Annotated in this window: 19 protein-coding genes; 12 read left to right on the top strand and 7 right to left on the bottom strand. The window is 69.2% G+C overall.

Features of this window, described 5'->3' with window-relative positions:
* Window positions 1-24: 24 nt before the first annotated feature.
* Together ENSA5_RS02700 and ENSA5_RS02695 are read right to left on the bottom strand one after the other, a co-directional pair.
* Complete coding sequence (locus tag ENSA5_RS02700; protein ID WP_106389985.1) at window positions 25-408, bottom strand: glutaredoxin domain-containing protein; 384 nt, start codon at window positions 406-408, stop codon at window positions 25-27.
* 20 nt (window positions 409-428) lie between these two features.
* Window positions 429-1,208, bottom strand: coding sequence for a hypothetical protein (locus ENSA5_RS02695; RefSeq protein WP_146155242.1), 780 nt, complete (start codon window positions 1,206-1,208; stop codon window positions 429-431).
* A gap of 149 nt (window positions 1,209-1,357) precedes the next feature.
* Between ENSA5_RS02695 and ENSA5_RS02690 the strand changes: the two genes are divergently transcribed.
* The 5 genes from ENSA5_RS02690 to ENSA5_RS02670 all read left to right on the top strand — a co-directional run bounded on the left by ENSA5_RS02690 (window position 1,358) and on the right by ENSA5_RS02670 (window position 7,462).
* Window positions 1,358-2,365: a thermonuclease family protein gene (locus ENSA5_RS02690; RefSeq protein ID WP_181197263.1), complete on the top strand. Its 1,008-nt coding sequence runs from the start codon at window positions 1,358-1,360 to the stop codon at window positions 2,363-2,365.
* Window positions 2,362-3,576, top strand: coding sequence for a hypothetical protein (locus tag ENSA5_RS02685; RefSeq protein WP_106389982.1), 1,215 nt, complete (start codon window positions 2,362-2,364; stop codon window positions 3,574-3,576). Before ENSA5_RS02690 ends, ENSA5_RS02685 begins: the two co-directional genes overlap by 4 nt.
* Before the next feature lie 46 nt (window positions 3,577-3,622).
* Window positions 3,623-5,368, top strand: a complete 1,746-nt coding sequence (locus ENSA5_RS02680; protein ID WP_146155241.1) for a hypothetical protein — start codon at window positions 3,623-3,625, stop codon at window positions 5,366-5,368.
* 216 nt (window positions 5,369-5,584) lie between these two features.
* The gene (gene msrA / locus ENSA5_RS02675) at window positions 5,585-6,238 is read left to right on the top strand and encodes a peptide-methionine (S)-S-oxide reductase MsrA (RefSeq protein WP_106389980.1); all 654 of its coding nucleotides are present in this window, start codon (window positions 5,585-5,587) and stop codon (window positions 6,236-6,238) included.
* An 816-nt stretch (window positions 6,239-7,054) separates the two neighbouring features.
* Entirely contained in the window at window positions 7,055-7,462 is a 408-nt protein-coding gene (locus tag ENSA5_RS02670) for a hypothetical protein (RefSeq protein ID WP_146155240.1), read from the top strand.
* Here ENSA5_RS02670 and ENSA5_RS02665 read toward each other — a convergent pair.
* A complete protein-coding gene (locus ENSA5_RS02665; protein WP_106389978.1) occupies window positions 7,459-8,049 on the bottom strand; it encodes a hypothetical protein in 591 nt (196 codons plus the stop codon). The two genes, ENSA5_RS02670 and ENSA5_RS02665, sit on opposite strands and share 4 nt — an antisense overlap.
* Window positions 8,050-8,171: 122 nt before the next feature.
* Between ENSA5_RS02665 and ENSA5_RS02660 the strand changes: the two genes are divergently transcribed.
* Window positions 8,172-9,071 (top strand): metal-dependent hydrolase, encoded by a 900-nt coding sequence (locus ENSA5_RS02660; protein WP_258182708.1) that lies wholly within the window; start codon window positions 8,172-8,174, stop codon window positions 9,069-9,071.
* 2 nt (window positions 9,072-9,073) lie between these two features.
* Here ENSA5_RS02660 and ENSA5_RS36890 read toward each other — a convergent pair whose 3' ends face one another.
* On the bottom strand, window positions 9,074-9,562 hold the full coding sequence (locus ENSA5_RS36890) for a hypothetical protein (protein ID WP_181197261.1): 489 nt from the start codon (window positions 9,560-9,562) through the stop codon (window positions 9,074-9,076).
* 411 nt (window positions 9,563-9,973) lie between these two features.
* Here ENSA5_RS36890 and ENSA5_RS02650 point away from each other — a divergent pair, with 411 nt between their 5' ends.
* Both ENSA5_RS02650 and ENSA5_RS02645 read left to right on the top strand, forming a co-directional pair.
* Complete coding sequence (locus tag ENSA5_RS02650; RefSeq protein WP_106389977.1) at window positions 9,974-11,449, top strand: glycerate kinase type-2 family protein; 1,476 nt, start codon at window positions 9,974-9,976, stop codon at window positions 11,447-11,449.
* Between the two features lie 15 nt (window positions 11,450-11,464).
* Window positions 11,465-12,067: an RNA polymerase sigma factor gene (locus ENSA5_RS02645; RefSeq protein ID WP_106389976.1), complete on the top strand. Its 603-nt coding sequence runs from the start codon at window positions 11,465-11,467 to the stop codon at window positions 12,065-12,067.
* A gap of 45 nt (window positions 12,068-12,112) precedes the next feature.
* Here ENSA5_RS02645 and ENSA5_RS35485 read toward each other — a convergent pair whose 3' ends face one another.
* The 3 genes from ENSA5_RS35485 to ENSA5_RS02630 all read right to left on the bottom strand — a co-directional run bounded on the left by ENSA5_RS35485 (window position 12,113) and on the right by ENSA5_RS02630 (window position 16,404).
* A complete protein-coding gene (locus tag ENSA5_RS35485) occupies window positions 12,113-12,601 on the bottom strand; it encodes a hypothetical protein (RefSeq protein ID WP_146155239.1) in 489 nt (162 codons plus the stop codon).
* Between the two features lie 390 nt (window positions 12,602-12,991).
* A complete protein-coding gene (locus ENSA5_RS02635; RefSeq protein ID WP_106389974.1) occupies window positions 12,992-13,363 on the bottom strand; it encodes a hypothetical protein in 372 nt (123 codons plus the stop codon).
* A 41-nt stretch (window positions 13,364-13,404) separates the two neighbouring features.
* A complete protein-coding gene (locus tag ENSA5_RS02630) occupies window positions 13,405-16,404 on the bottom strand; it encodes a serine/threonine-protein kinase (protein WP_106389973.1) in 3,000 nt (999 codons plus the stop codon).
* A gap of 114 nt (window positions 16,405-16,518) precedes the next feature.
* Here ENSA5_RS02630 and pyrC point away from each other — a divergent pair, with 114 nt between their 5' ends.
* From pyrC to ENSA5_RS02610, 4 genes are all read left to right on the top strand, one after another.
* On the top strand, window positions 16,519-17,559 hold the full coding sequence (pyrC, locus tag ENSA5_RS02625) for a dihydroorotase (RefSeq protein ID WP_106389972.1): 1,041 nt from the start codon (window positions 16,519-16,521) through the stop codon (window positions 17,557-17,559).
* 64 nt (window positions 17,560-17,623) lie between these two features.
* Window positions 17,624-18,655, top strand: a complete 1,032-nt coding sequence (locus tag ENSA5_RS38865) for a DsbA family protein (protein ID WP_106389971.1) — start codon at window positions 17,624-17,626, stop codon at window positions 18,653-18,655.
* A 13-nt stretch (window positions 18,656-18,668) separates the two neighbouring features.
* Window positions 18,669-19,577, top strand: a complete 909-nt coding sequence (locus ENSA5_RS02615) for a hypothetical protein (protein ID WP_146155238.1) — start codon at window positions 18,669-18,671, stop codon at window positions 19,575-19,577.
* The gene (locus ENSA5_RS02610; protein ID WP_106389969.1) at window positions 19,574-20,518 is read left to right on the top strand and encodes a 2-hydroxyacid dehydrogenase; all 945 of its coding nucleotides are present in this window, start codon (window positions 19,574-19,576) and stop codon (window positions 20,516-20,518) included. The genes ENSA5_RS02615 and ENSA5_RS02610 overlap by 4 nt, the downstream gene beginning before the upstream one ends.
* Window positions 20,519-20,625 lie beyond the last annotated feature (107 nt).

The following is a 20,625-nucleotide window of genomic DNA, read 5'->3' as shown; positions in this document are numbered from 1 at the left end:
GACCAGGGCAACGCTACCACCGACTCAGCCTGCGAGTCGCTCGCGCAGCGAGCCGTCGGCGAGCGCCTCTTGCAGCTCCTGGTTGCCGCCGATCAGGGTCCCGCGCACGAACACCTGGGGAAAGGTCGGCCAGCCGCTCCACATCTTGATCGCCAGGCGCCGCTTCCACTGCTTGGTGTAGCTCCCGTACTCGAGGTAGGTGAACTCGAGCCCGGCGGCCGCGAGCGCCTTGCGGGTCTTCTTGACGAAGGGGTTTCGAGCCATGCCAACGACGACCAGCGCCGAGCCCTCGACGGCGGCGCGGACCTCCGCGACCACGTCGGGGTGAAAGCCAGCCATCGTCGCGCGGACGTGCTCGGTCTTGTCGGCGTCGCTCAGCAAGGGTCGGGGATCGCTCGGGCCGGTCATGAGCTGCCTGGGTAGCGCATCTAGCCGTCGAAGCCCAGGGGCAGGAGACGCAGGGCCAGCATGGTCGTCAGCGCCAGCTCGCGGCCGCTGTCGTCGAGCGCCGCGTCGAGCCAGGCGCGCTCGGGCGCGTCGAGGATCAGCGCGGCCTCGGTGCCCTCGTCGCCGCGGATGACCACGAGCGAGGCCGGGAGGTGGCGGCGCGTGAAGTTCCACAGCTGGTACCACATGACGACCTCGACGACCCTGCCCGGACCGCCCTCGCCGAGCTGGCCGAGCTCGCCGACCTCGCCGAGCTCGCCGGGCTCGGCCTCCCCCGCCGCGTACACGCGACCGAGCAAGTTGTTGGTCAGCGGCCCCTCGACGCGCAGGACCCAGCGCGACTCGCCGCCCGCGAGCTGACAGTGGACCGCGACCTCGTCGCGGAGCTCCCCGGCGAGCACGGCGAGATCGTGATCCGGCGGCTGGCGACGCTGGCCGACGCACTCGGCCGTCCACGGCTGCGCGCCGCCGGCCAGCGTGAACGACATCCGCAGCTGCTCGGTCGGGCGCGTGCGGCCATCCGCGTCGGGCGCGAGCGGGCCGCTGCCGTCGAAGGTCTCGTCGACGAGCTCGAGCTCCTCGACGCGATAGCGCCCGAGCTCGAGATCTCGCCTTCCGCGCTGCCGCTCGACGAGCACGCCCTCGCTGCGCAGCTGCGGATCGATGAGCTTTTCGGCCGCGCGCTGCTGCACACCGCAGCCCGGACCGAAACTCACGAGCGACGCGAGCGCGAGGCCAAGCAGCTGAGAACGGCCATTCACGGTGCGCATCGGGCGTTCGGGCGCAGATCAGCGCACGCGCGAGCAAATACCGCGCCCGTCATCGAATCGCAACGCGGATCGAACCAAAAACGCATTGCTCGGCGCCGCTTCAACCGTCCATGATGCCCCAGCCCGTCAGGAACGCCGACATGCGCCGCGCCAACCCACGAACTTCCTCTGCACCCCGCCGCCGCCTCGCGCTGATCCTCGGCGGCGGCGCGCTCGCCCTCGGCCTCGCCCTCGCCAGCTTGCTGGCTCCGCAGCGCGAGACCCAAGCCGCCGAGTCCCAGACCAAGGTCATCCTCAACGGCGAGGCGGTCGCGGTCCACTTCAACGACGGCGACTCGTTCCGCGTGCTGACCGGCGACTTCAAGGACACCAAGGCGCGCCTGTTCGGCTACAACACCCTCGAGTCCTACGGCCCCGTCCACCAGTGGGGCAGCTGGACCGCGCACGAGCTCTACGTCATCGCCAAGATGGGCACCTACAACGCCCGCGATGGGGTCTGGGAGTGCGAGACCGACGGCGCGACCGACACCTACGGCCGGATCCTCGTGTGGTGCCCAAAGCTGGCCGAGTCCCAGATCCGTGGGGGCTACGCCCACGTGATGAGCATCGACGACAACCCCGGCAAGCCCGAGCTGATCGCCGCCCAGCGCGAGGCGGTGACCAAGCGCCGCGGGATCTGGGCCCACGGCGTGCCCGACTTCGTCCTGACCTCGCTTCACTCCAAAGAAGAAGACGTCGACGGCAAGGGCACCTACAACCGGCTCGTGTCCTCGGTCGACGGCCACTCGGTCAAGTGGCGGCACAACACCCGCTACGCCGAGTGCGACCGCGTGTGCCAGTACCGCTACTCGGTCGACGGCGCGGTGATCGACGAGCTCCTCCCCGTCGCCAAGTCCGACGCCGAGATCGGCGCCTTCCTCCGCCCGCTGTCCGACGCGGACGCGCGCTCAGTCCTCTACGACTTCGCCGAGTACCGCCACATCAACCGCAAGATCCCCGAGGACCAGCGCAAGGCCCTCGACGCGCTGCTCAACGAGTGGGCCAAGGCCGGCAAGTTCGGGGCCCAGCAGCGCAGCGAGGGCTCGTGCATGATCCACGCGCCCTTCAAGCGTCGCTTCGGCGGCGGCAAGGCGGAGTGCCTCAAGTGAGGCGCCGCGCGGTCCTGGCCGCGGCCGGCCTGGTCGCGGGCACCTTCGCCGTGGCGGTGGCCTGCTACGAGATCCCCGACCACCCGCTGTTCGGCTACGAGCAGGACGACATCTCCTGCAGCGACTACGTCGACAACGACCACGACGGCCTCGTCGACTGCTACGACCCCGACTGCCTGGTGCTCTCGCACCTGTGCGGCGAGGACGTGCCCCTGATCCCGGTCGACGAGCCCGAAGACACGCTGCTCAAGTGCACCGACAAGATCGACAACGACAACGACGGCCAGTTTGACTGCGGGGATCCCCAGTGCCGCGACATCCCCGAGACCTGCTGCCTGCGCGAGATCAGCAATGAGACCTGCTCCGACGGCCTCGACAACGACGCCAACGGCTTCGCCGACTGCGCCGACTTCGGCTGCAGCAGGGGCAAGTTCGTCCAGGTCTGCGACGAAGACTCGAACCTGACCTGCTCCGACGGCCTCGACAACGACGACGACGGTGAGGTCGACTGCGACGACCCCGACTGCACGGGCACCAACGCCTGCGTGGTCCCGAGCGAGCCCGAAGACACCCTCGAGGCGTGCATGGACGGGATCGACAACGACCAAAACGGGCACGTCGACTGCGCCGACTTCTCGTGCTCGATGTTCGGCTCCCCCGAGGCCGTCGACTACTGCGCGAGCCTGCCTCCGCCGCCGGCCGAGGACACGCCCGAGACCTGCGCCGACGGCCTCGACAACGACGGCGACGGCTTCATCGACTGCGCCGACTTCTCGTGCAGCGAGTCCGACGACCCGGCGATCGTCTGCCTCAGCGAAGAGAGCGCCGACGAGTGCGCGGACGGGGTCGACAACGACGGCAACGGCTTCATCGACTGCCAGGACTACTCGTGCAGCCGGTCCGAGGACCCCGCGGTCATCGAGGTCTGTGACGAGCAGCTCGAGCGCACGCCCGAGAAGTGCAGCAACGGCATCGACGACGACGGCAACGGCTTCGCCGACTGCGGCGACTTCTCGTGCAGCCAGGCCGACGACATCGCTACCGCGCAGGTCTGCCAGGAGAGCCTCGCAGGCCCGGGCGAGACCCCCAACGACCGCTGCTCCGACGGCGAAGACAACGACGGCGACGGCTTCGTCGACTGCGAAGACTGGGACTGCAGCTACGACCCGCTCGTCACGATCTGCGAAGGCCCCGGCATCTGCGATCTCTGACCCCGCCCTCCTCGACCTCCGACTCCCGCGATCGAAACGATTCACCATGACTGGCTCCAAACTTCTGCACGCCGCTGTGCTCGTGCTGTTCGGCCTGCTGCTCCCGCGCGCCGCCTTCGCCGCGCCACCTGAGTCCGAGGCCGCGCCCGCCCCCGAGGTCGCCCCCGCGCCCGAGGCCGAGGCCGAGGCCGCGCCCGAGGCCGCAACCGAGACCGCAACCGAGACCGACTGCTCCGACGGCGTCGACAACGACGGCGACATGGTCTTCGACTGCGGCGACCACGACTGCCACGACGCCGCGGTCTGCCAGCCCGACGGCCAGCCCGAGTCCAACAACGCGCGCTGCTCGGACTGGGTCGACAACGACGCCGACGGCTACCTCGACTGCGAGGACATCGACTGCCAGGGCGTCGACGCCTGCCTCGGCTCGTGGGACCGTGAGCTCGCCGGCCAGACGGTCGACGATGGCAAGGGCCCGGGCGACGGCGGCTTGACGACGACGACCAACGGCCCCGGCCCCAGCCTCGACATCAAGGCCGGCGAGGTCGAGGAAGACCTCCAGGGCCGCGGCGGCGACAAGGACGGCGAGCGCAGCAACTACTTTTGCTCCGACGGCTTCGACAACGACGGCGACGGCTTCACCGACTGCGACGACATCGGCTGCAAGCTCGGGACCGAGGTCACCGTCTGTCAGCCCGCCGGCGACATCCGCTTCTCGGTCGTGGCCCGGATCTCCCAGGAGTTCAGCTTCGCGGGGCCCGAGTTCGGCGACAAGGCGGTGATCGCCCAGCCGCCCAACACCGACGGCAGCAACGACCCCGACCCCCGCGCGGACGAGAACCGCAGCCCCTTCAACACCGAGTTCGAGACCCTCCAGATGCGGGTCCTCGGCCAGATCCCCTTCATCCAAAACAGCTTCTTCCTGCTGTCGATGCGGGCCGAGAAGACCCCGCGCCTGACCTTCGCCACCTTCCAGGTCCCGATCAAGAACGGCCACTACGTCAACGTCAACAGCGGCGGCGGCGGGCTCAGCCTCGAGCTGGTCCGCTCGGTCCACAAGCGGATGATGGTTGACCCGGCCTACTACGTTTACAACGCCTTCGAGCAGGGCAACGGCGCCGCGCTCGAGTTCGGCGGGCCCCTCGACAAGCGCGGCAAGTTCATCTACCGGACCTTCTTGGCCGGCGGCAGCGGGCGCTTCGCGGGCAACGTCGGCGGCACCTTCTTCCCCGACGACAACCGCAACTTCACCTGGTCCGGCGGCGCCCAGGTTCACATGAACCTGATCGGCTACTACAACCGCTTCGACTCGCCCTTCTTGTACACGCCCGCCTCGACCGCGTTCACCCTGACCGTCGGCGCCAAGTACGATCAGCGCTCGCAGGAGCGCTACCCCGCGGTCAACGTCCAGAGCACCTTCCGCTGGAAGCGCCTGGTCCTGCTCGGCGAGATGTACGGCAAGCGCGAGCTCAACTTCAAGAACTGGCAGGTCGCCTTCAACGTTCAGCTCGGCGTGCTCGCCGTCAAGCGCCGGCTGCTGCTGAGCGCCGACTTTGGTCAGTACCTCGCGACCCCCTTCGAAAATCCGCCCGAGGAGCTCGGCTCGGATCTGCTCCGTCAGCTCAAGGAGCTGCAGTACCGGTTCGCTGCGCACATCTACTTGTGGCGCAACGTCTTCCTGGCCCAGATCGTGTGGCGCGACCGCTACGTCGAGCGGGCCCCGAGCGCCTCGATCCCCAACGGCACGGACCGGCGCACGGATCTGCGGGTCTTGCTGCTCTACCGGTTCTAGCAGCCCGGGGTGCAATGCATCGTGTCGCCTCGCGCCGGAATGTTCGCCGAGGGCGCGAAGCCAAAACGCCGCTGTACCGGGCGTACTGCAAGTTTTGGCGACAAAGCCCTCGGCGAAAAGGCCAAGCGAGGCGGCGCGAGGCATTGCACCCCGGGCTGCTAGCCGAGCCCTCGTCGGGTTGGCCACGGAGAGGTCGTCGGACTATGCTGGCGAGCGATGTTTCGCTACGCCGACCCGCGCAAGCTGAAAACGGTCACCCCCGACAAGGCCCTGCCCGGGCGCGACACCCCGCTCGAGGTGCCCGAGCTCCACTTCGTGAACGGCAACCGGATCGTCCCGCCCTTCCCGGACGGGCTAGAGATCGCGGACTTCGCGATGGGCTGCTTTTGGGGGGTGGAGCGGAAATTCTGGCAGGTCCCGGGGGTGTGGTCGACCGCGGCCGGCTACGCGGGCGGATACACGCCCAACCCCACCTACCGCGAGGTCTGCAGCGGGCAGACCGGGCACACCGAGGTTGTGCGGGTGATCTTCGATCCGGCCAAGGTCTCGTACCAGCGGCTGCTCGAGGTGTTCTGGGAGAACCACGATCCAACCCAGGGCATGCGCCAGGGCAACGATGTCGGGACCCAGTATCGCTCGGCCGTGTACACGCACTCGGCTGAGCAGGCCGAGGCAGCGGAGGCCTCGCGGGCGGCGTATCAGGCCGCCCTGCGCGAGGCCGGGCACGGAGAGATCAGCACCGAGATGCGCGAGGCCCCGGCGTTTTACTATGCCGAGGATTATCATCAGCAGTACCTGGCCAAGAACCCGAATGGGTATTGTGGGGTGGGAGGTACTGGGGTCACTTGCCCGACTGGGCTTGCGACTTAGGCCTGGCCTAGCAGCCCGTGGTGCAATGTCTCGCGCCGCCTCGCTTGGCCTTTTCACCGAGAGCTTTGTCGCCAAAACTTGCAGTACGCCCGGTACAGCGGCGTTTTGGCTTCGCGCCCTCGGCGAAAATTCCGGCGCGAGGCGACACGATGCATTGCACCACGGGCTGCTAGCAGCCCGGGGTGCAATGTCTCGCGCCGCCTCGCTTGGCCTTTTCACCGAGGGCTTTGTCGCCAAAACTTGCAGTACGCCCGGTACAGCGGCGTTTTGGCTTCGCGCCCTCGGCGAAAATTCCGGCGCGAGGCGACACGATGCATTGCACCACGGGCTGCTAGATGTGTTGAAAGGCCCCCTCGAAGAAATACGAGAGGGCCTGAGTCGAGGGCGTGAACCGCTTCACTCGCTGTCGGGCAGCGGCGGGAGCGGCTTGTCGATGTCGTCGTCGGGTCCCGAGCATGTGCGGAGCGCTTCGAGGTGCGTTGGGCCGTGGTCTCGACCTCGTGCGAAACGCGCCGGGGTGGGTCGAGGCCCGGTCTCGACCTCGCGTGAAGCGCGCCGGGGTGGGTCGAGGCCCGGTCTCGACCTCAAGCTCGCGCCGCGAGTAGGGTCGGCCTCGCCGGGCGGTCCCCGCTCTTGCCCTTGCTCGTGCATTTCCTGCTGGTCTCATGGCTGTACCCGACACGTCGATCGCCAGTGCCGGTCTGCGTGAGACAGGCTACCCTCGGTCGAGCGAGCCAGGTAGACGATGACGCTGAGCGTCTCCGATCACCTGCCCCTGCTCTTCGAGCTGAGCGATTCGGTTTGGAGGAGGTCATCGTGAACACGGACATCCCACGCTTTTGGCCGCAAGACCCCGGTCATCAACCCGAGGGCCCCCAACCCGAGGACATCCTCCACGACGCTGCCACCGAGCTCGGCCGCGTGACCAACCAAGAAGTCCGCGCCGAGGTCCGAACCCGCGCAGCCGGCGAGTGGCTCGAGCACGAGTTCTACCTGGTCTCGGACAAGCTCGGCTACCGCTACCTCTTGTTCCGAGCCCGAAATCAACTCGGATTCCCGGTCTCGATCTTCGACCTCCCCGGCGAGGACGACCCGGACCCCGATCGGCACACCCAGTGCGCAACCAGTGACGAGCTCGAGCGAATCCTCAAGCAGCTGTTCGAGCTCCCGGTCACCCAGCAGATCGTCGGCCAGCTCCGCAACCTCGCGCGCGCAGCCAGCTAATCCGAGATCGCCCCGTCCACGGGTGCCTCCAACGCGAAGTCATACAGCGCCTCGCGCATCCGCACCAGCTCGGCGACCATCGCCTGATTGCCCTCTTTCATCGCCAACGCGGTCGCGCGGGCCTCGGCGATCAGCAGCACGACCAAGGTCGGCGGCAGCCCGAGGCTCGCCCCGAGGTCCACAGCAAAGTCCCGCTCCTCGCCCGAGAGCCCGTCGAGCGCAGCGACCGTCACGGTCCCGGACAGCACGTAGCAGGCCTTGCGGCTCGCGGGGGGAAACAGCGCGGCGACGTCTGCGGTGTGGGTCGTCGAGGCGTCGAAGGCCTGCACGTGCGCTTGGACCAGCGGCGGCACGCCCGAGATGATCATCAGGTACTTGAGCCCGGTCAGCTCCTCGCGGCTGAGCCCGTCGGCTCCGGCGATGCACAGGATCGCCTTGCCGAGGTTGATCTCGTCGGCGAGGCTCATGGCCACGCCCTCGGCCCGGACCGAGTCGCGGAGCATGTCCTGCTCGGCGCGCTCGAGCTGCTCGGGGCTGAGGCTGGCGAGGAACGCTTCGGTGCTCTCGGCGATCGGGTTGGTGGTCATGACGTGGCCAGCGAGGCCAGCGTAGCAGCCCGTGGTGCGACACGAGCGAGGGCTTGATAGGCTCGGGTGAGCCGAATTGAGGCTCCTCGCCCGGCCCCGCGCCGAGCCCGCGCTGCGTGACCATGAAACTCCAGGCCCAAGCTCGAGAGCTCCTCGACCGTCTGCGTACCCGGGTCACCGGATCGTCGTCGCCGTCCGCGACCCCGGCCGCCCGCGAGCCGATCGTCCGACGCATGGACTTCGACTTCGAGGGCGGCGAGATCCCGCGCCACTGGGCCGGCGGCAGCGTGGTCGGCACGGCGATCGCCAATTCGCTGAACCTGGTCTTCCCCGACGGCGAGCGCTTCTTCGTCCGCAGCGTCAACCACTTCCTCGATCAGATCCACGACCCGGGCCTGCGCGACCGGGTCAAGCGCTTCTACGGCCAGGAGGGCCAGCACGCCCGGGAGCACGAGCGCCTGTTCGAGATCATGCGGGGCCACGGCTACGACATCGACGCCTTCTTGGTCCCCTATCGCCGCGTCGCCTACGAGCTCCTCGCGCCCGCCTTGCCGCCGAAGCTGCGCCTGTCGATCACGGCGGCGCTCGAGCACTTCACGGCCTGCTTCGCCGAGCACGCCCTGACGGTCCGGATCCTCGACGAGTTCGCGCCGCCGGTCATGGCCGAGCTGCTCTTGTGGCACGCGGCCGAGGAGATCGAGCACAAAGACGTCGCCTTCGAGGTCCTGCAGGTCGTCGACAGCTCCTACGCCCTGCGCGTCGCCGGCCTGGTCGCGGCGACTCTGGCCCTGCTCGGCTTTTGGACCCACGGCGTCGTCGTGCTCCTGGGCCAGGAGCCCGAGCTCGCCTGGCGCGACATGATCCGGGACTACGCCGAGATCCGCCGCGACGACGACGGCGTCGCCGCGACGATGCCCGCCGCGTTCTTGGCCTACCTCGCGCCCGATTTTCACCCGGCCAAGGTCCCCAACGACGCCCTCGCCCGCGACTACCTCGAGTCGATCGGGCGGCGCCAGGCCTGAGCTCAGGGCGGAGGCGGCGGGCACTCCATGGTGTCGGGGTCCTCGGGGGTGCACACGAAGTCGCAGTCCGGGACGCCACAGGGGTAACAGCACGCGAGGCCGGGGCCGCAGGCGTCCTGCATGTCGGTGCAGACCTCGCCTTCACCGAGACCGCCCGTGTCGCCGTCTCCGTCTCCGCTGTCGCCGTCTCCGGTGTCGCCGTCTCCGTCTCCGGTGTCGCCGTCGCCGTCTCCGGTGTCGCCGTCTCCGTCGCCCGTATCACCGTCACCATCCCCGGTGTCGCCGTCGCCATCCCCGCTGTCGCCGTCACCATCCCCGGTGTCGCCGTCGCCGTCTCCGGCATCGCCGTCTCCGTCGCCGTCGCCAGTCTCGGCGTCGCCGTCCCCGTCGCCCGCCTCCTCTGTCCCGGTGGCACCGTCGTCCGAGCACCCCGTCACCACCGCCCCGGGGGCGAGAACGAAGGCCAGCAAGAGCAAGTTGAACCGCTTCATGGCGCCAGTCTTACTCGACTCAACTCGATCCAGCTAGCAGCCCGGGGTGCAATGCATCGTGTCGCCTCGCGCCGGAATTTTCGCCGAGGGCGCGAAGCCAAAACGCCGCTGTACCGGGCGTACTGCAAGTTTTGGCGACAAAGCCCTCGGCGAAAAGGCCAAGCGAGGCGGCGCGAGGCATTGTACCCCGGGCTGCTAGATATTTTCCGCGGTCCGCGCGACCCATGGACGCAAGAGACAAGTGTCCGAGACCCGCCCCCAAGCCGCGAGATCCGTCGCCCCCGACGACCCGTGGTACCCCTATGAGCGTGACGACGGCGACGGCATCGAACACGAGGGCTGCGACTCGAACTGTCTCTATCGTCTCCAAGACTCGGGGCTGCGGCCCCCTTCAACCGCGAAGGTGAGCCCGTGGACGTCACCGCATGGACCGAGCGGCTGCTCCAGCGCAGCCCCTGCCTGACCCGAGAGGCCCACGGCCGCGCGCTCGCCCGCGTCGCCGCCGAGGCCCTCGCCGCCGTCGACCCCCGGGCCTGTGTCCTGCGCAGCACCCATCGCCTGATCAAGCCCCGGGGCGAGGCCGCGGTCGTCGGCGAGTTCGTGTTTGATCTCGCGGCCGATCCCGCGGCCCCGAGCGAGGCCGAGTACGGCCGGGTCTGGGTGTTTGGCGCGGGCAAGGCGAGCGCGGCCATGGCCGAGGCCCTCGTCGAGCGCTTCGGCGAGCGCATCGCGGGCGGGGTCGTGATCGTCAAGCACCGCCCGCCCGGGGGCGGCTGGATCGGGCCCGTCGAGCTGCTCGTGGGCGACCATCCCGTGCCCGGTCCAGCGACCGCCGCGGCCACGGCGAAGCTCCGGGCCCGCGCGGCCGAGGTCGGGCCGCGCGACCTGGTCCTGTGCCCGATCTCCGGCGGCGCGTCGGCGCTGCTGAGCGAGCCGACGCTCCCGGCCGCCGACTGGGCCGAGCTGACCGAGCACCTGCTCCACCGCGACGTCTCGATCCAGGCGATCAACAAGCTCCGGCGACGCTTCGACGCGCTCAAAGCTGGCGGCCTCGCGCGGCTCATGTCTCCGGCCACGGTCGTGAGCTTGATCGTCTCTGACGTCGTCGGTGACGAGCTCGCGCTGGTCGGCTCGGGGCCGACGGTCTACTCTGCGGGCGGCGACAGCGTCGAGGCCCAGGCCCGCGCGCAAGACACGACACAGCCACAAGTGGCCGGCTACGCCGAGCTGCTCGACGAGCTCGGCGAGCGCCTGCTCGGCCTCCGCGAGCCCCTGCGTCAGGCCCTGCTCCAGCCGCCGCCCTCCCCCGCCGGGCCCACGACCCCCTCGGGCCGGCCCCAAGGCGTCCACCAGGTCCTCGTCGCGCGCAACGGCGACGCGCGCGAGGCCGCCTGCCGCGGCGCCCGAGCCGAGGGCCTCGACAGCATTGTCTTGCTCCCCGCGCTCGGGGGGCTCGCGGCCGACGAGGGCCGCCGCCTCGCGCAGCTGCTCGCCCACACCCCCGGCGATCTTCCGATCACCTCGCCCTGGTGCCTGGTCACGGGCGGCGAGACGACCGTCGAGCTTGGCCCCGGAGCCCTCGCGGGCGCGGGTGGCCGCAACCAGGAGCTGGCCCTCGCGGCCATCGAGGGCCTCGCGGGCATCCCCGAGGTCGCGCTGCTGACCCTCGCGACCGACGGCGAGGACGGCCCGACCGACGCCGCCGGAGCGCTGGTCACGGGCGAGTCCTTGGCCCGCGCTCGCGCGGCCGGCCTCGACATCGCACAGGCCCTCGCAGCCCACGATAGCCACCGAATTTTCGCCGAACTCGACGATCTCGTCCGGACCGGGCCGACCGGCACCAACGTGTGCGATCTGGCCTTCCTGGTGTGCGCTCCCCAGCCCTGATGCTACCCTGCGCCCGTGGCCAGCGACGCCGACCTGTTCGTTGCGTGGTGCGAGGGAGACCAGTGGTCCGGCGCGACCCTCTTCGATCGCCACTTCGCCGCAGTGTCACGATTTTTTCGCAACAAAGTATCCGACGACTTCGAGGATCTGGTCCAGCAGACCTTCACGGCCTGCGTCGAGGCCCGCGACCGCTTCCGCCTCGACAGCAGCTTTCGGACCTTTTTGTTCGCGATCGCTAACAATATCCTGCGCAACTACTACCGTAGGCGCCGCCGCGATCGTCTCGAGTTCACCGAGGTCAGCGCCTACGATCTCCAGCCCGGACCGTCCACAATCATAGCGAAGGTGCGCGAGCAAAAGCTGCTGCTCGAGGCGCTGCGCCACATCCCGCTCGAGCACCAGGTGATCCTCGAGCTGTACTACTGGGAGGGGCTGACGGCCAAGGGCATCGGCGAGGTCATCGACCAGTCGGAGCACACGGTCCGCAACCGCCTGCGCCGGGGCAAGGAGCTGCTGCGCCGCCACATGGAGACCCTGGCCAGCGACGCCGACGAGCTCGAGAGCACCTGGGGCGGGCTCGAACGCTGGGCGCGAGACGTCTACAAAGAGGTCGGCTGAGCGTCGAGCCCGAGGCGCCGCGTGAACACGGTCGCGAGTCGATGATCATGCGCCGCTGCAGGTCGGCGTCACGCCGCCGATCTTGCGCTTGAGACGAACGATCGGGTCGTACATCGCTCCGCCGGCCTCTGCCAGGCCGAAGCTCCCGGTCGTGCACTCCCCGGCGTCGGGCATTGCGAACGTTGCTTGCCAGCTGTCGTCGGCCTGCTCGGTCCAGGTCGGGCCGCTGAGCGCCGTGACCACGATCGACTCTCCGGTCCTCGGTGCCTCGATCGTGACCACGACCTGTGTGACTCGGGTGTTCTCGTCGAAAATGTCATCAATGGAGTCTCCTTCAACGAGGACGACGTTGGTTCCTTCGATCTTGGCCTGGAGTGTCAGCGTACTATCATCGTAGTAAGTCGTATCTGCGGCAGAGAATCGACTGTTGACCGCGCCGACATCATCGGCCTGAGCTGCCGTGGCTGCTCCGAGAAGGAACGCCAGACCCATACCGATGACACGGAGAGATTTTGACAATTTGCTTTGTTGCATGTGCCCTTATACACCCCGCCCAGAATCGTCACAACTGGCCGAGTGGACTGTTTGCGGCATAGCAACAGGTATGGGAATTATTGCCTCGCGCCGGAGCTCTCGTCGAGGGCGCGAAGCCAAAACGCCGCTGTACCGGGCGTACTGCAAGTTTTGGCGACAAAGCCCTCGGCGAAAAGGCCAAGCGAGGCGGCGCGAGGCATTGCTCCCCGGGCTGCTAGCCCCAAATCAAGCGCTGGATTCAAAAAGCTGAATGATTTAAGGCTAGCACGAGCCGCGAGGCGAGCGTTTGGGGGTCAGCTGCGGGGGCTTCGCCGCCGCAGCGAGGGGCCTTTTGAAAGGCCCCTTGAAGACGAGAAGGCCTGAGTCGAGCGCGCAGCGCTTGATTCAGGGCTAGCTACAGGTCGGCGTCACGCTGCCCACTTTGCGCTTGATACGAATGATCGGGTCGTGGTGCCGCGTGCCCGCGGACCACATCGTAATGTTTACGGAGTTGCACGCGCCCGCGCTCGGCATACCCAAAGTGTGGGTGATGGAGCCCTCGTCAGCGACCGGCGTCGCGCTGCCGCTGTCAAAGGAGATGTCGACGGTGTACCCGGCCTCGTTGGATATCGTGATGGGCACGTTGGTCAGGATCGTGTTTTCGTCGAAGATATCGTCGAGGGTGGTGCCGAGTTGGTCGGTGCGCAGGAACAGGCGCGGGCCGACGGCGGTGTCTTGGGCAGTGAGCGAGATCGGATCTTGATTCGTGAGGGGTGCAGACATGGTAGGTCTCCGGTGCGTGAAGTATCGGGTTTACAGAACGTTCAGTCGAGGCTCGCGCGCCACAGGTCGAGGGCAGCGACGGACTCGGTGAGGTCGAGATCGACGAAGGTCGAGCGGGCCGCAACGGCGAGCTGCTCGACCCGCTCGGGCTCACGATCGACGGCGGCGAGGGCCCGGGCGAGGGACATTTGGGTCTGGGCGAGTTCAGCCGCGTCACCGGCCTGACGGCGAAGCAGAGCGAGCGCGGCCTCGAGATCGGGGATCGCCGCGTCGGCCTGGCCACGGGCAAGGGCAATCTCACCACGGCCGGCGAGCGCGACACAGGCCACGGGATGATCGAGCCCGAGGCCAAGCTCGAGTTGGGCGAGCGACTCATCGAATGCGCGCTGTGCTTGCGGAAGGCGCCCCTGGGCGAGAAGAGTGTCTCCAAGATTGGCGTGAAGCACAACGAGGGTCTCGTGGCCGGGCTCGAAGCGGCGCTCGAGGACCTTCAGCGCCGCCTCGTAGGCCACCAACGCGCCGTCGAGATCACCGTTGTAGTAGCGCAGGGTGGCGAGGAAATCGAGCAGCCGCGCGGTCTCTTCGTGGTCAACTCCGAGCTTGGCTTGGTAGGTCGCGCGTGACGACTCGAGCAGCGCGAGCGCGTGACTCCACTGGCCGTCGATGACCGCGAGCTTGGCACGCGCGACCTCGACGCGCGCAAACTCGAGCGAGTCACGACCCTGGCTATCGATGATGGCCGCCTCGGCCTTCGCTAGCAGTCGCCGAGCCTGGTGTTCGTCGCCAACGTCGATCGCATGGAGCGCGTGGTTCAAGTCGACGTACGCCACGCGCGGGTGGCCCTCGCCGAACCGCTGTCGCGCGCGCTCGCTAGCGTTCGCGTAGGCCGCTTCGGCCAGCTCGTAGTCCCCGAGGCCATCGAGCACCGCCGCCAATTCGAGACTCGCAACTGTGGCGATCTCCGACCAATCCCGCGCGTCAGCCCGCGAGATCAGCTCTCGGTAGGCGTCGCCAGACTGCGCCAGCCGCCCACGGTGCTGGTCAACCTGAGCCGAGGCGAGCTCGAGCTGAGCCCCACGACGCTCGTCGCTGGTGCCGAGCCGCGCGAGCGCGACGCGAGCATCCTCGACCAACCACAGCTCGGTCCGCGGACCGGCGAGCTTGCCCGCAACCAACAAGGCCAGCTCGACGCGCAAGTCAGCCGCGAGCACATCATCCCCAGCGAGCTCGGCCTCCGCGGCCAGGCTCCGCACCCGCGCGACCAGATCTTCTTGCCGACCACGCCCATACTCCAGCTCAATCAAGGCCGCCTGCGCGCGGGCGTCGATGTCGACGCTGGCGACCGGCGGCGCCCCAGCGAGGATCCCCGCGAGCGCAGCCTCGGCGGCCTCGCGCCTCCCGGCCGCACGCAGCGCTCGAACCTCGGCGAGCTTCCCCTGCCCGGCCAACACCGCCGCGCGAGCGTCAGGGTCTTCGGGCAGCGCAGGCCGCCCATCGAGGAGCTCGATCCGCGCGCACTCCTGCGGCTCGGGCACGCCCGCGAGCAGCTCGGCCGCGCGCTGAACAACCTGCGCGTCAGCCTCGACCAACACGGCGACGAGGCCCGCGACCGCCAGCCGCTGCTCGGCCAGGCACGCGCCGCGGCGGTCGAGCAGCTCCTCGGACGCGATCGCATACACCCGCGTGGCCTCGCAGGCGTCGCGGCTGGCCGCGATCCAGTCCGCGGCCCACCCGTCGAGGCTGGCCCGCACGATCGCCTCGGCCTCGTCGGCGTAGCCGAGCTCGGTCGCCGCGAAGCTGCGGTGCAGCGCGTCGGCCTGCGCTGCGTCCCAGGTCCCGTCGAGCTGCTCGGGCCCGAGCGCGCACACCTGCTCGTCGGCGTCGGGCTGCTCGCCGGCCCAGGCCAGCGCGATCCAGGCCGCGAGTCCGGCCGCGAGGACCGCGACGGCCCCGAGCGCCCAGACCGTGCGCCGCCGCGGCGCGAGCTCGGCCTCGAGCGCGACGAGCAAGCTGCTGACCGCTGGCCAGCGCCGGTCTCGCTCGGGCTCGAGCCCGCGCTCGACGTGGGCCCGGAGCGTTCGCGGGATCGGGGAGCCCTTGGGCGGCGAGGCGATCGCCTTGGTCAAGACGGCGTCGATCAACTCGGCGCGCGAGCGATGACCAAAGGGCCGCTGACCGTGGAGGGCCTCCCAGGCCGTGACGCAGAAGCTAAACTGATCGCCGAGCGCGTCGGCTTGCTCGCCGAGGTGCTGCTCGGGCGACATGTAGACCGGCGTGCCGAGCACCGACCCCGTCCGCGTCAGGGCCTCGTCGAGCGCTCGCTCGCCGCTTGAAACCAGGGACGGCTCCTCGACCGAATCGAAGCCAAGGTCCGCGCGGACCAGGCCAAAGTCGAGGACCCGGACCCGACCGTCCTCGCCGACGAGCACGTTGTCGGGCTTGAAGTCGCGGTGCACGAGCCCGGCGACGTGCGCGGCCTCGAGCCCGCGGCCAGCTTGGATCAAGGCGGCGAGGACCTCCCGCCAGGGCCGGGGCTGCTCGAGCCAGCGGCGCAGGGTCTGGCCCGCGACGTACTCCATCGCTATGAAGGTCTGGCCCTCGTAGTCGCCGACCTCGTAGATCTGAACGACGTTGGGGTGCGAGAGCCGCGCGAGCGCCTGGGCCTCGCGCGTGAGCCGGGCGCGGCTGACGTCGCGCTCGGTGGTTCGACGCAAGACCTTAACAGCGATCTTGCGGTCGAGCTCCTCGTCGTAGGCGAGAAATACGACGCCCATCCCGCCCTCGCCGAGCTTGCGCAGGACCGAGAAGCGCCCGACCCGCGGGACCGCGAACCCGAGGGCCCCCGCGCTGTGCGATCGTGGCCCCGACAGGCCCGGAAACAGGCGGGCCTTGATCGAGTCCCGGACGATCCGGGCCTCGTTGTCGGAGTCGCCGAACAACGACTGCGTGCTCGGCATCCACGCGCCGTCGGTGCCCCCAACCCGACCTGGCCCGGCGGTGCCGATCGTCGACTCGTCCGAGGTCGTGACTGGGTTGGGCATATCGTTCGCGGGCCCTCGCTACGCACGAAGGCCCGAATCAGGAGACGGCAAGGATAGTCACCGCTGGCGAGTGATCGGGTAGATTTTTTTTACGCGGCCCGGGTACAAGGCCCCGTGGACCGACTCACGATCGCGCGACCCGACGACTGGCACCTCCACCTGCGAGACGGCGCCCGCCTGGCCTCGGTCGTGGCCGCCAGCGCCGCGCGCTTCGCTCGGGCGGTCGTGATGCCCAACCTGCGCCCGCCGGTCACGACCGTCGCCGATGCCCTGGCCTACCGCGAGCGGATCCTGGCCGCGCGCCCGGTGAGCTCGAGCTTCGAGCCGCTGATGACCCTGTACCTGACCGAGACCACCAGCGCAGCCGAGATCGAGCGTGTGGCCGCGACCCCCGAGCTCGTCGCGGTCAAGCTCTACCCCGCGGGAGCCACGACCAACTCCGAGGCCGGCGTCACCGGCCTCGACCCGCTCGCGCCCGTGTTCGAGGCCATGGCCGCCCACGCGATCCCGCTGCTGGTCCACGGCGAGAGCACCGACCCGAGCGACGACGTCTTCGATCGCGAGGCCCGGTTCATCGCCGGACCCCTGACGCGGCTGCGAGCTCGCCACCCGCAGCTGCGGATCGTGCTCGAGCACATCACGACCGACGACGCGGTCACCTGGGTCCGCGAGGCCGGGCCAAATACGGCCGCGACGATCACCGCCCACCACCTGCTGCTCAACCGCAACGCCATGTTTCGCGGCGGCATCCGACCCGACTACTACTGCCTCCCGATCCTCAAACGCGAGCGCCATCGCCTGGCTCTGGTCGAGGCCGCGACCTCGGGCTCGGCCAAGTTCTTCCTCGGGACCGACAGCGCGCCGCACCCGGTCTCGGCCAAGTACAGCGTCTGCGGCTGCGCGGGCATCTACACGGCCCACGCCGCGCTCGAGCTCTACGCCGAGGTCTTCGACGAGGCCGGCGCCCTCGACCGACTCGAGGGCTTCGCCAGCCACCACGGCCCCGATTTTTATGGCCTGGCGCGCAACGTCAAGACGATCACGCTGGTCCGTGATCCGTGGGAGGTGCCCGACACGCTGGCCTTCGGCGACGAGCTCCTGGTCCCGCTGCGTGCTGGCGAGCGCGTCACCTGGCGCATCGAAACACCCCTATGACGCCGTCTGTGGGGTCTCAGGCGGTCCGATTGACACGCGGGCGACACCGACAGACTGTGCGGCGATGAAACGCAACGCGTTCTTCGTGCTCCTGCCCCTCGTGGCCACGCTCTCGCTGCTCGGCTGCGACGCCCCTCCCGGAGCTGCGCCGGCCGCCAAGGACGCCGAAGCTGGCGCAGCCGAGGCCGGGGCTGCAACCGCGACCGCGACGCCCGAAGGCGACGCCGAGTCCTGCACCAACCTCGCAAACAAGATCTGCGAAGAGGCCGGGGCCGAGACCCAGGCCTGCACGTCGGTCAAGACCGCCCTGACCTTGCTGTCGCCCAAGGCCTGCGCCGTCGGCCTGACCGACATCGAGTACACGAAGCAGCAGTTGGCCGCCCAAGGCCAGGTCTGCGCCGAGCTCAGTGAGCGCCTGTGCAAGGACCTCGGGCCCGAGACCAAGACCTGCGCGATGGTCAAGGCCCAGACGCCGAACATGCCGAGCGAGAAGTGCGTGGCGATGACCGCCGGCTACGACAAGACCCTCGCCGAGCTCCAGCGCATGGAGGCCAAGAACAAGCCGCTCCCGGCCGACAAGGTCGCGAAGCTCACCGAGGGCGACGTGCCCTCATTCGGGCCCGAAGACGCGAAGGTCACGGTCGTCGAGTTCTCCGACTTCCAGTGCCCCTACTGCAGCCGCGCCGCCAACGCGGTCAACGAGATCAAGTCCAAGTACGGCGACCGGGTCCGCTTCGTGTTCCGGCAGTTCCCGCTCAGCTTCCACCAGCAGGCCCACCTCGCCGCTCAGGCCTCGCTCGCGGCCCAGGCCCAGGGCAAGTTCTGGGAGTTCCACGACAAGCTGTTCGCCAACCAAAAGGCGCTCGAGCGCGCGGATCTCGAGAAGTACGCCAAGGAGGTCGGCCTCGACATGGCCGCGTTCAACAAGGCCCTCGACGACGGCACCTACAAGGCGACCGTCGACGCCGAGCTCGAGCTCGGCAAAGAGGTCTTCGTCGACGGCACGCCGACGATGTTCATCAACGGCACGCGGGCCGGAAACGCGACCGACGTCGCGAGCATCTCGGCCGAGCTCGACAAGGCCCTCGGCAGCTGAAGGTCCGCTCGGCATGGCCCGTCGCCTGGTTTTAATGGCCCCGCTGCTGGCGCTGTCGTGCCACAAGGTGCCCGCCACGCTGCCCGAACTCGACGCGGGCAGCGAGGCGGCGCGGACTGACGCCAAGACCTTCGTCGAGTCGCAGCCCGACACCGAGGGCGGCCGGCTGTTCTCGCCGATCTCGGCCGAGGTCGCCGAACTCTATGGGTGCTGGTTCTCGAGCCCCTACGAGTACATGTTCGCCCACGACGGGCCCCCGCTCGAGATCAACGACCGCAGCTATGGCATGCTGATGGCCGGGATCAACGGGATCCTCTACTACGGCGATCTCAACGGGTGCGCCGGCCAGCTCAGCGGCCAGCCGCCGGGCCACTACGCCGACTACCGCCCGATCGAGGCCCTCGCGGGCGTGCCCGCCACGGTCGCCGGCTCGACCCTGCCCTTCGACGCGGTCAACCCCGAGATCATCTCCTGGGCCCGGACCCAGCTGCTGCCCGCGCCCGAGCAGTACATCGAGGGGATCCCGGTTCAGCTCGCCTATGAGCGCGTGTTTCAGCGCTTCTTCCGGGTCATGGGCCACAGCCTGTTTTATCTGGTCGAGCCGGGCACGCTCAGGACCGAGGCCGACGCCTACCTCCGCGACACATCGAGGGGCGCCGACGGGATCAACTGGCTCGAGGGGCACTACAGCGGCAGCATCCCCGCCTATGGTGGCGGCAGGGACGGCACGACCATGACCGGGCCGATGGCCGCGGGTTTTTGGCTACGCCGCGAGCTCGATGGCTCGCTGCCCGCGTGCTGGCACGGCCTGCGCGACGTGCTCGAGCGCTACGATTCGAGCTGGCTGGCCGAGCTCAAGGCGGCGCACCCCACCGCGAGCGCCGCCCTCGACCAGCTCCCCGACCCGCTCGCGCCGCCATGACCCCACTCGTCGTCGTCCCGCCCGAGGTCCCGGGCGACTGGCTAGCGAGCCTCGACGCCGAGTGCGAGGTCATCGTCGGCCTCGACGCCGTCCCAGCTCCGCGCCTGTCCGAGGTCGTCGGCCTGCTCTCACTCCTGACCATGCCCGTGGGCCCCGGGCTGCTCGCGCGCCTGCCCGCGCTGCGCGTGGTCAGCAACATGGCCGTCGGCCACGACAACATCGAGCTCGAGGCCTGCGCCGCGCGCAACATCGCGGTCGGCAACACCCCGGGCGTGCTGACCGACGCGACCGCCGACCTCACCATGGCCCTGCTGCTCGCCAGCGCCCGGCGACTCGACGAGGCCGCGAGCGACGCCCGCGAGGGCCGCTGGCACACCTGGACTCCAGACGGCTGGCTCGGCGTGTCGCTGCGCGGGACGACGCTCGGGATCGTCGGCCTCGGCAAGATCGGCTACGCCGTCGGCGAGCGCGCGCGCGGCTTCGGCATGCAGATCTGCTACGCGAGCCGCTCGGACCACCCCGAGGCCGAGGAGCTCGGCGCGCGCCGGGTAGCCTTCGACGAGCTGCTCGCGCGCGCCGACTTCGTCAGCCTCCACGTGCCGCTGACGCCCGAGACCCAGGGCATGATCAATCGAGACGCCCTCGCGCGGATGAAGCCGGGCGCGATCTTGATCAATACCGCGCGCGGCTCGATCGTGGATCAGGACGCGCTGCTCGACGCGCTGCGGGCAGGCCGGCTGCGCGGCGCCGCCCTCGACGTGACCTCGCCCGAGCCGCTCCCGCCCGATCACCCGCTGTTCGCCGCGCCAGGCTGCCTGATCGTCCCGCACATCGGCTCGGCGACCGAGTCCACGCGCCGCCGCATGGCCGAGCTCGCGTGCATGAACCTGCTCGCGGGCGTCCACGGTCAGCCCCTGCCCCACGCCGTCGTCCGCGGGTAGACCGCTCGTCGGGGACGGATCGAACCGTCGAATACCAAGACGGCTCGAATCCGCGCTCTGAATGATCGGATCGTAGCGATGCCTACGGCGTTCGCGCGAACATCGGA

This window comes from Enhygromyxa salina (assembly GCF_002994615.1).
Taxonomy (GTDB): Bacteria; Myxococcota_A; Polyangia; order Nannocystales; family Nannocystaceae; genus Plesiocystis; species Plesiocystis salina_A.
This window is presented reverse-complemented; position numbering and strand designations above follow the sequence as displayed.

Bases quoted from the DNA above. Each gene is read 5' to 3' on its own strand.
- ENSA5_RS02665 (WP_106389978.1), bottom strand. From the start codon at position 8,049: ATGACCACCAACCCGATCGCCGAGAGCACCGAAGCGTTCCTCGCCAGC.
- ENSA5_RS02660 (WP_258182708.1), top strand. From the start codon at position 8,172: ATGAAACTCCAGGCCCAAGCTCGAGAGCTCCTCGACCGTCTGCGTACC.
- ENSA5_RS36890 (WP_181197261.1), bottom strand. From the start codon at position 9,562: ATGAAGCGGTTCAACTTGCTCTTGCTGGCCTTCGTTCTCGCCCCCGGG.
- ENSA5_RS02690 (WP_181197263.1), top strand. From the start codon at position 1,358: ATGCGCCGCGCCAACCCACGAACTTCCTCTGCACCCCGCCGCCGCCTC.
- ENSA5_RS02700 (WP_106389985.1), bottom strand. From the start codon at position 408: ATGACCGGCCCGAGCGATCCCCGACCCTTGCTGAGCGACGCCGACAAG.
- msrA (WP_106389980.1), top strand. From the start codon at position 5,585: ATGTTTCGCTACGCCGACCCGCGCAAGCTGAAAACGGTCACCCCCGAC.
- ENSA5_RS35485 (WP_146155239.1), bottom strand. From the start codon at position 12,601: ATGCAACAAAGCAAATTGTCAAAATCTCTCCGTGTCATCGGTATGGGT.
- ENSA5_RS02615 (WP_146155238.1), top strand. From the start codon at position 18,669: ATGGCCCGTCGCCTGGTTTTAATGGCCCCGCTGCTGGCGCTGTCGTGC.
- ENSA5_RS38865 (WP_106389971.1), top strand. From the start codon at position 17,624: ATGAAACGCAACGCGTTCTTCGTGCTCCTGCCCCTCGTGGCCACGCTC.
- ENSA5_RS02680 (WP_146155241.1), top strand. From the start codon at position 3,623: ATGACTGGCTCCAAACTTCTGCACGCCGCTGTGCTCGTGCTGTTCGGC.
- ENSA5_RS02610 (WP_106389969.1), top strand. From the start codon at position 19,574: ATGACCCCACTCGTCGTCGTCCCGCCCGAGGTCCCGGGCGACTGGCTA.
- ENSA5_RS02635 (WP_106389974.1), bottom strand. From the start codon at position 13,363: ATGTCTGCACCCCTCACGAATCAAGATCCGATCTCGCTCACTGCCCAA.
- ENSA5_RS02630 (WP_106389973.1), bottom strand. From the start codon at position 16,404: ATGCCCAACCCAGTCACGACCTCGGACGAGTCGACGATCGGCACCGCC.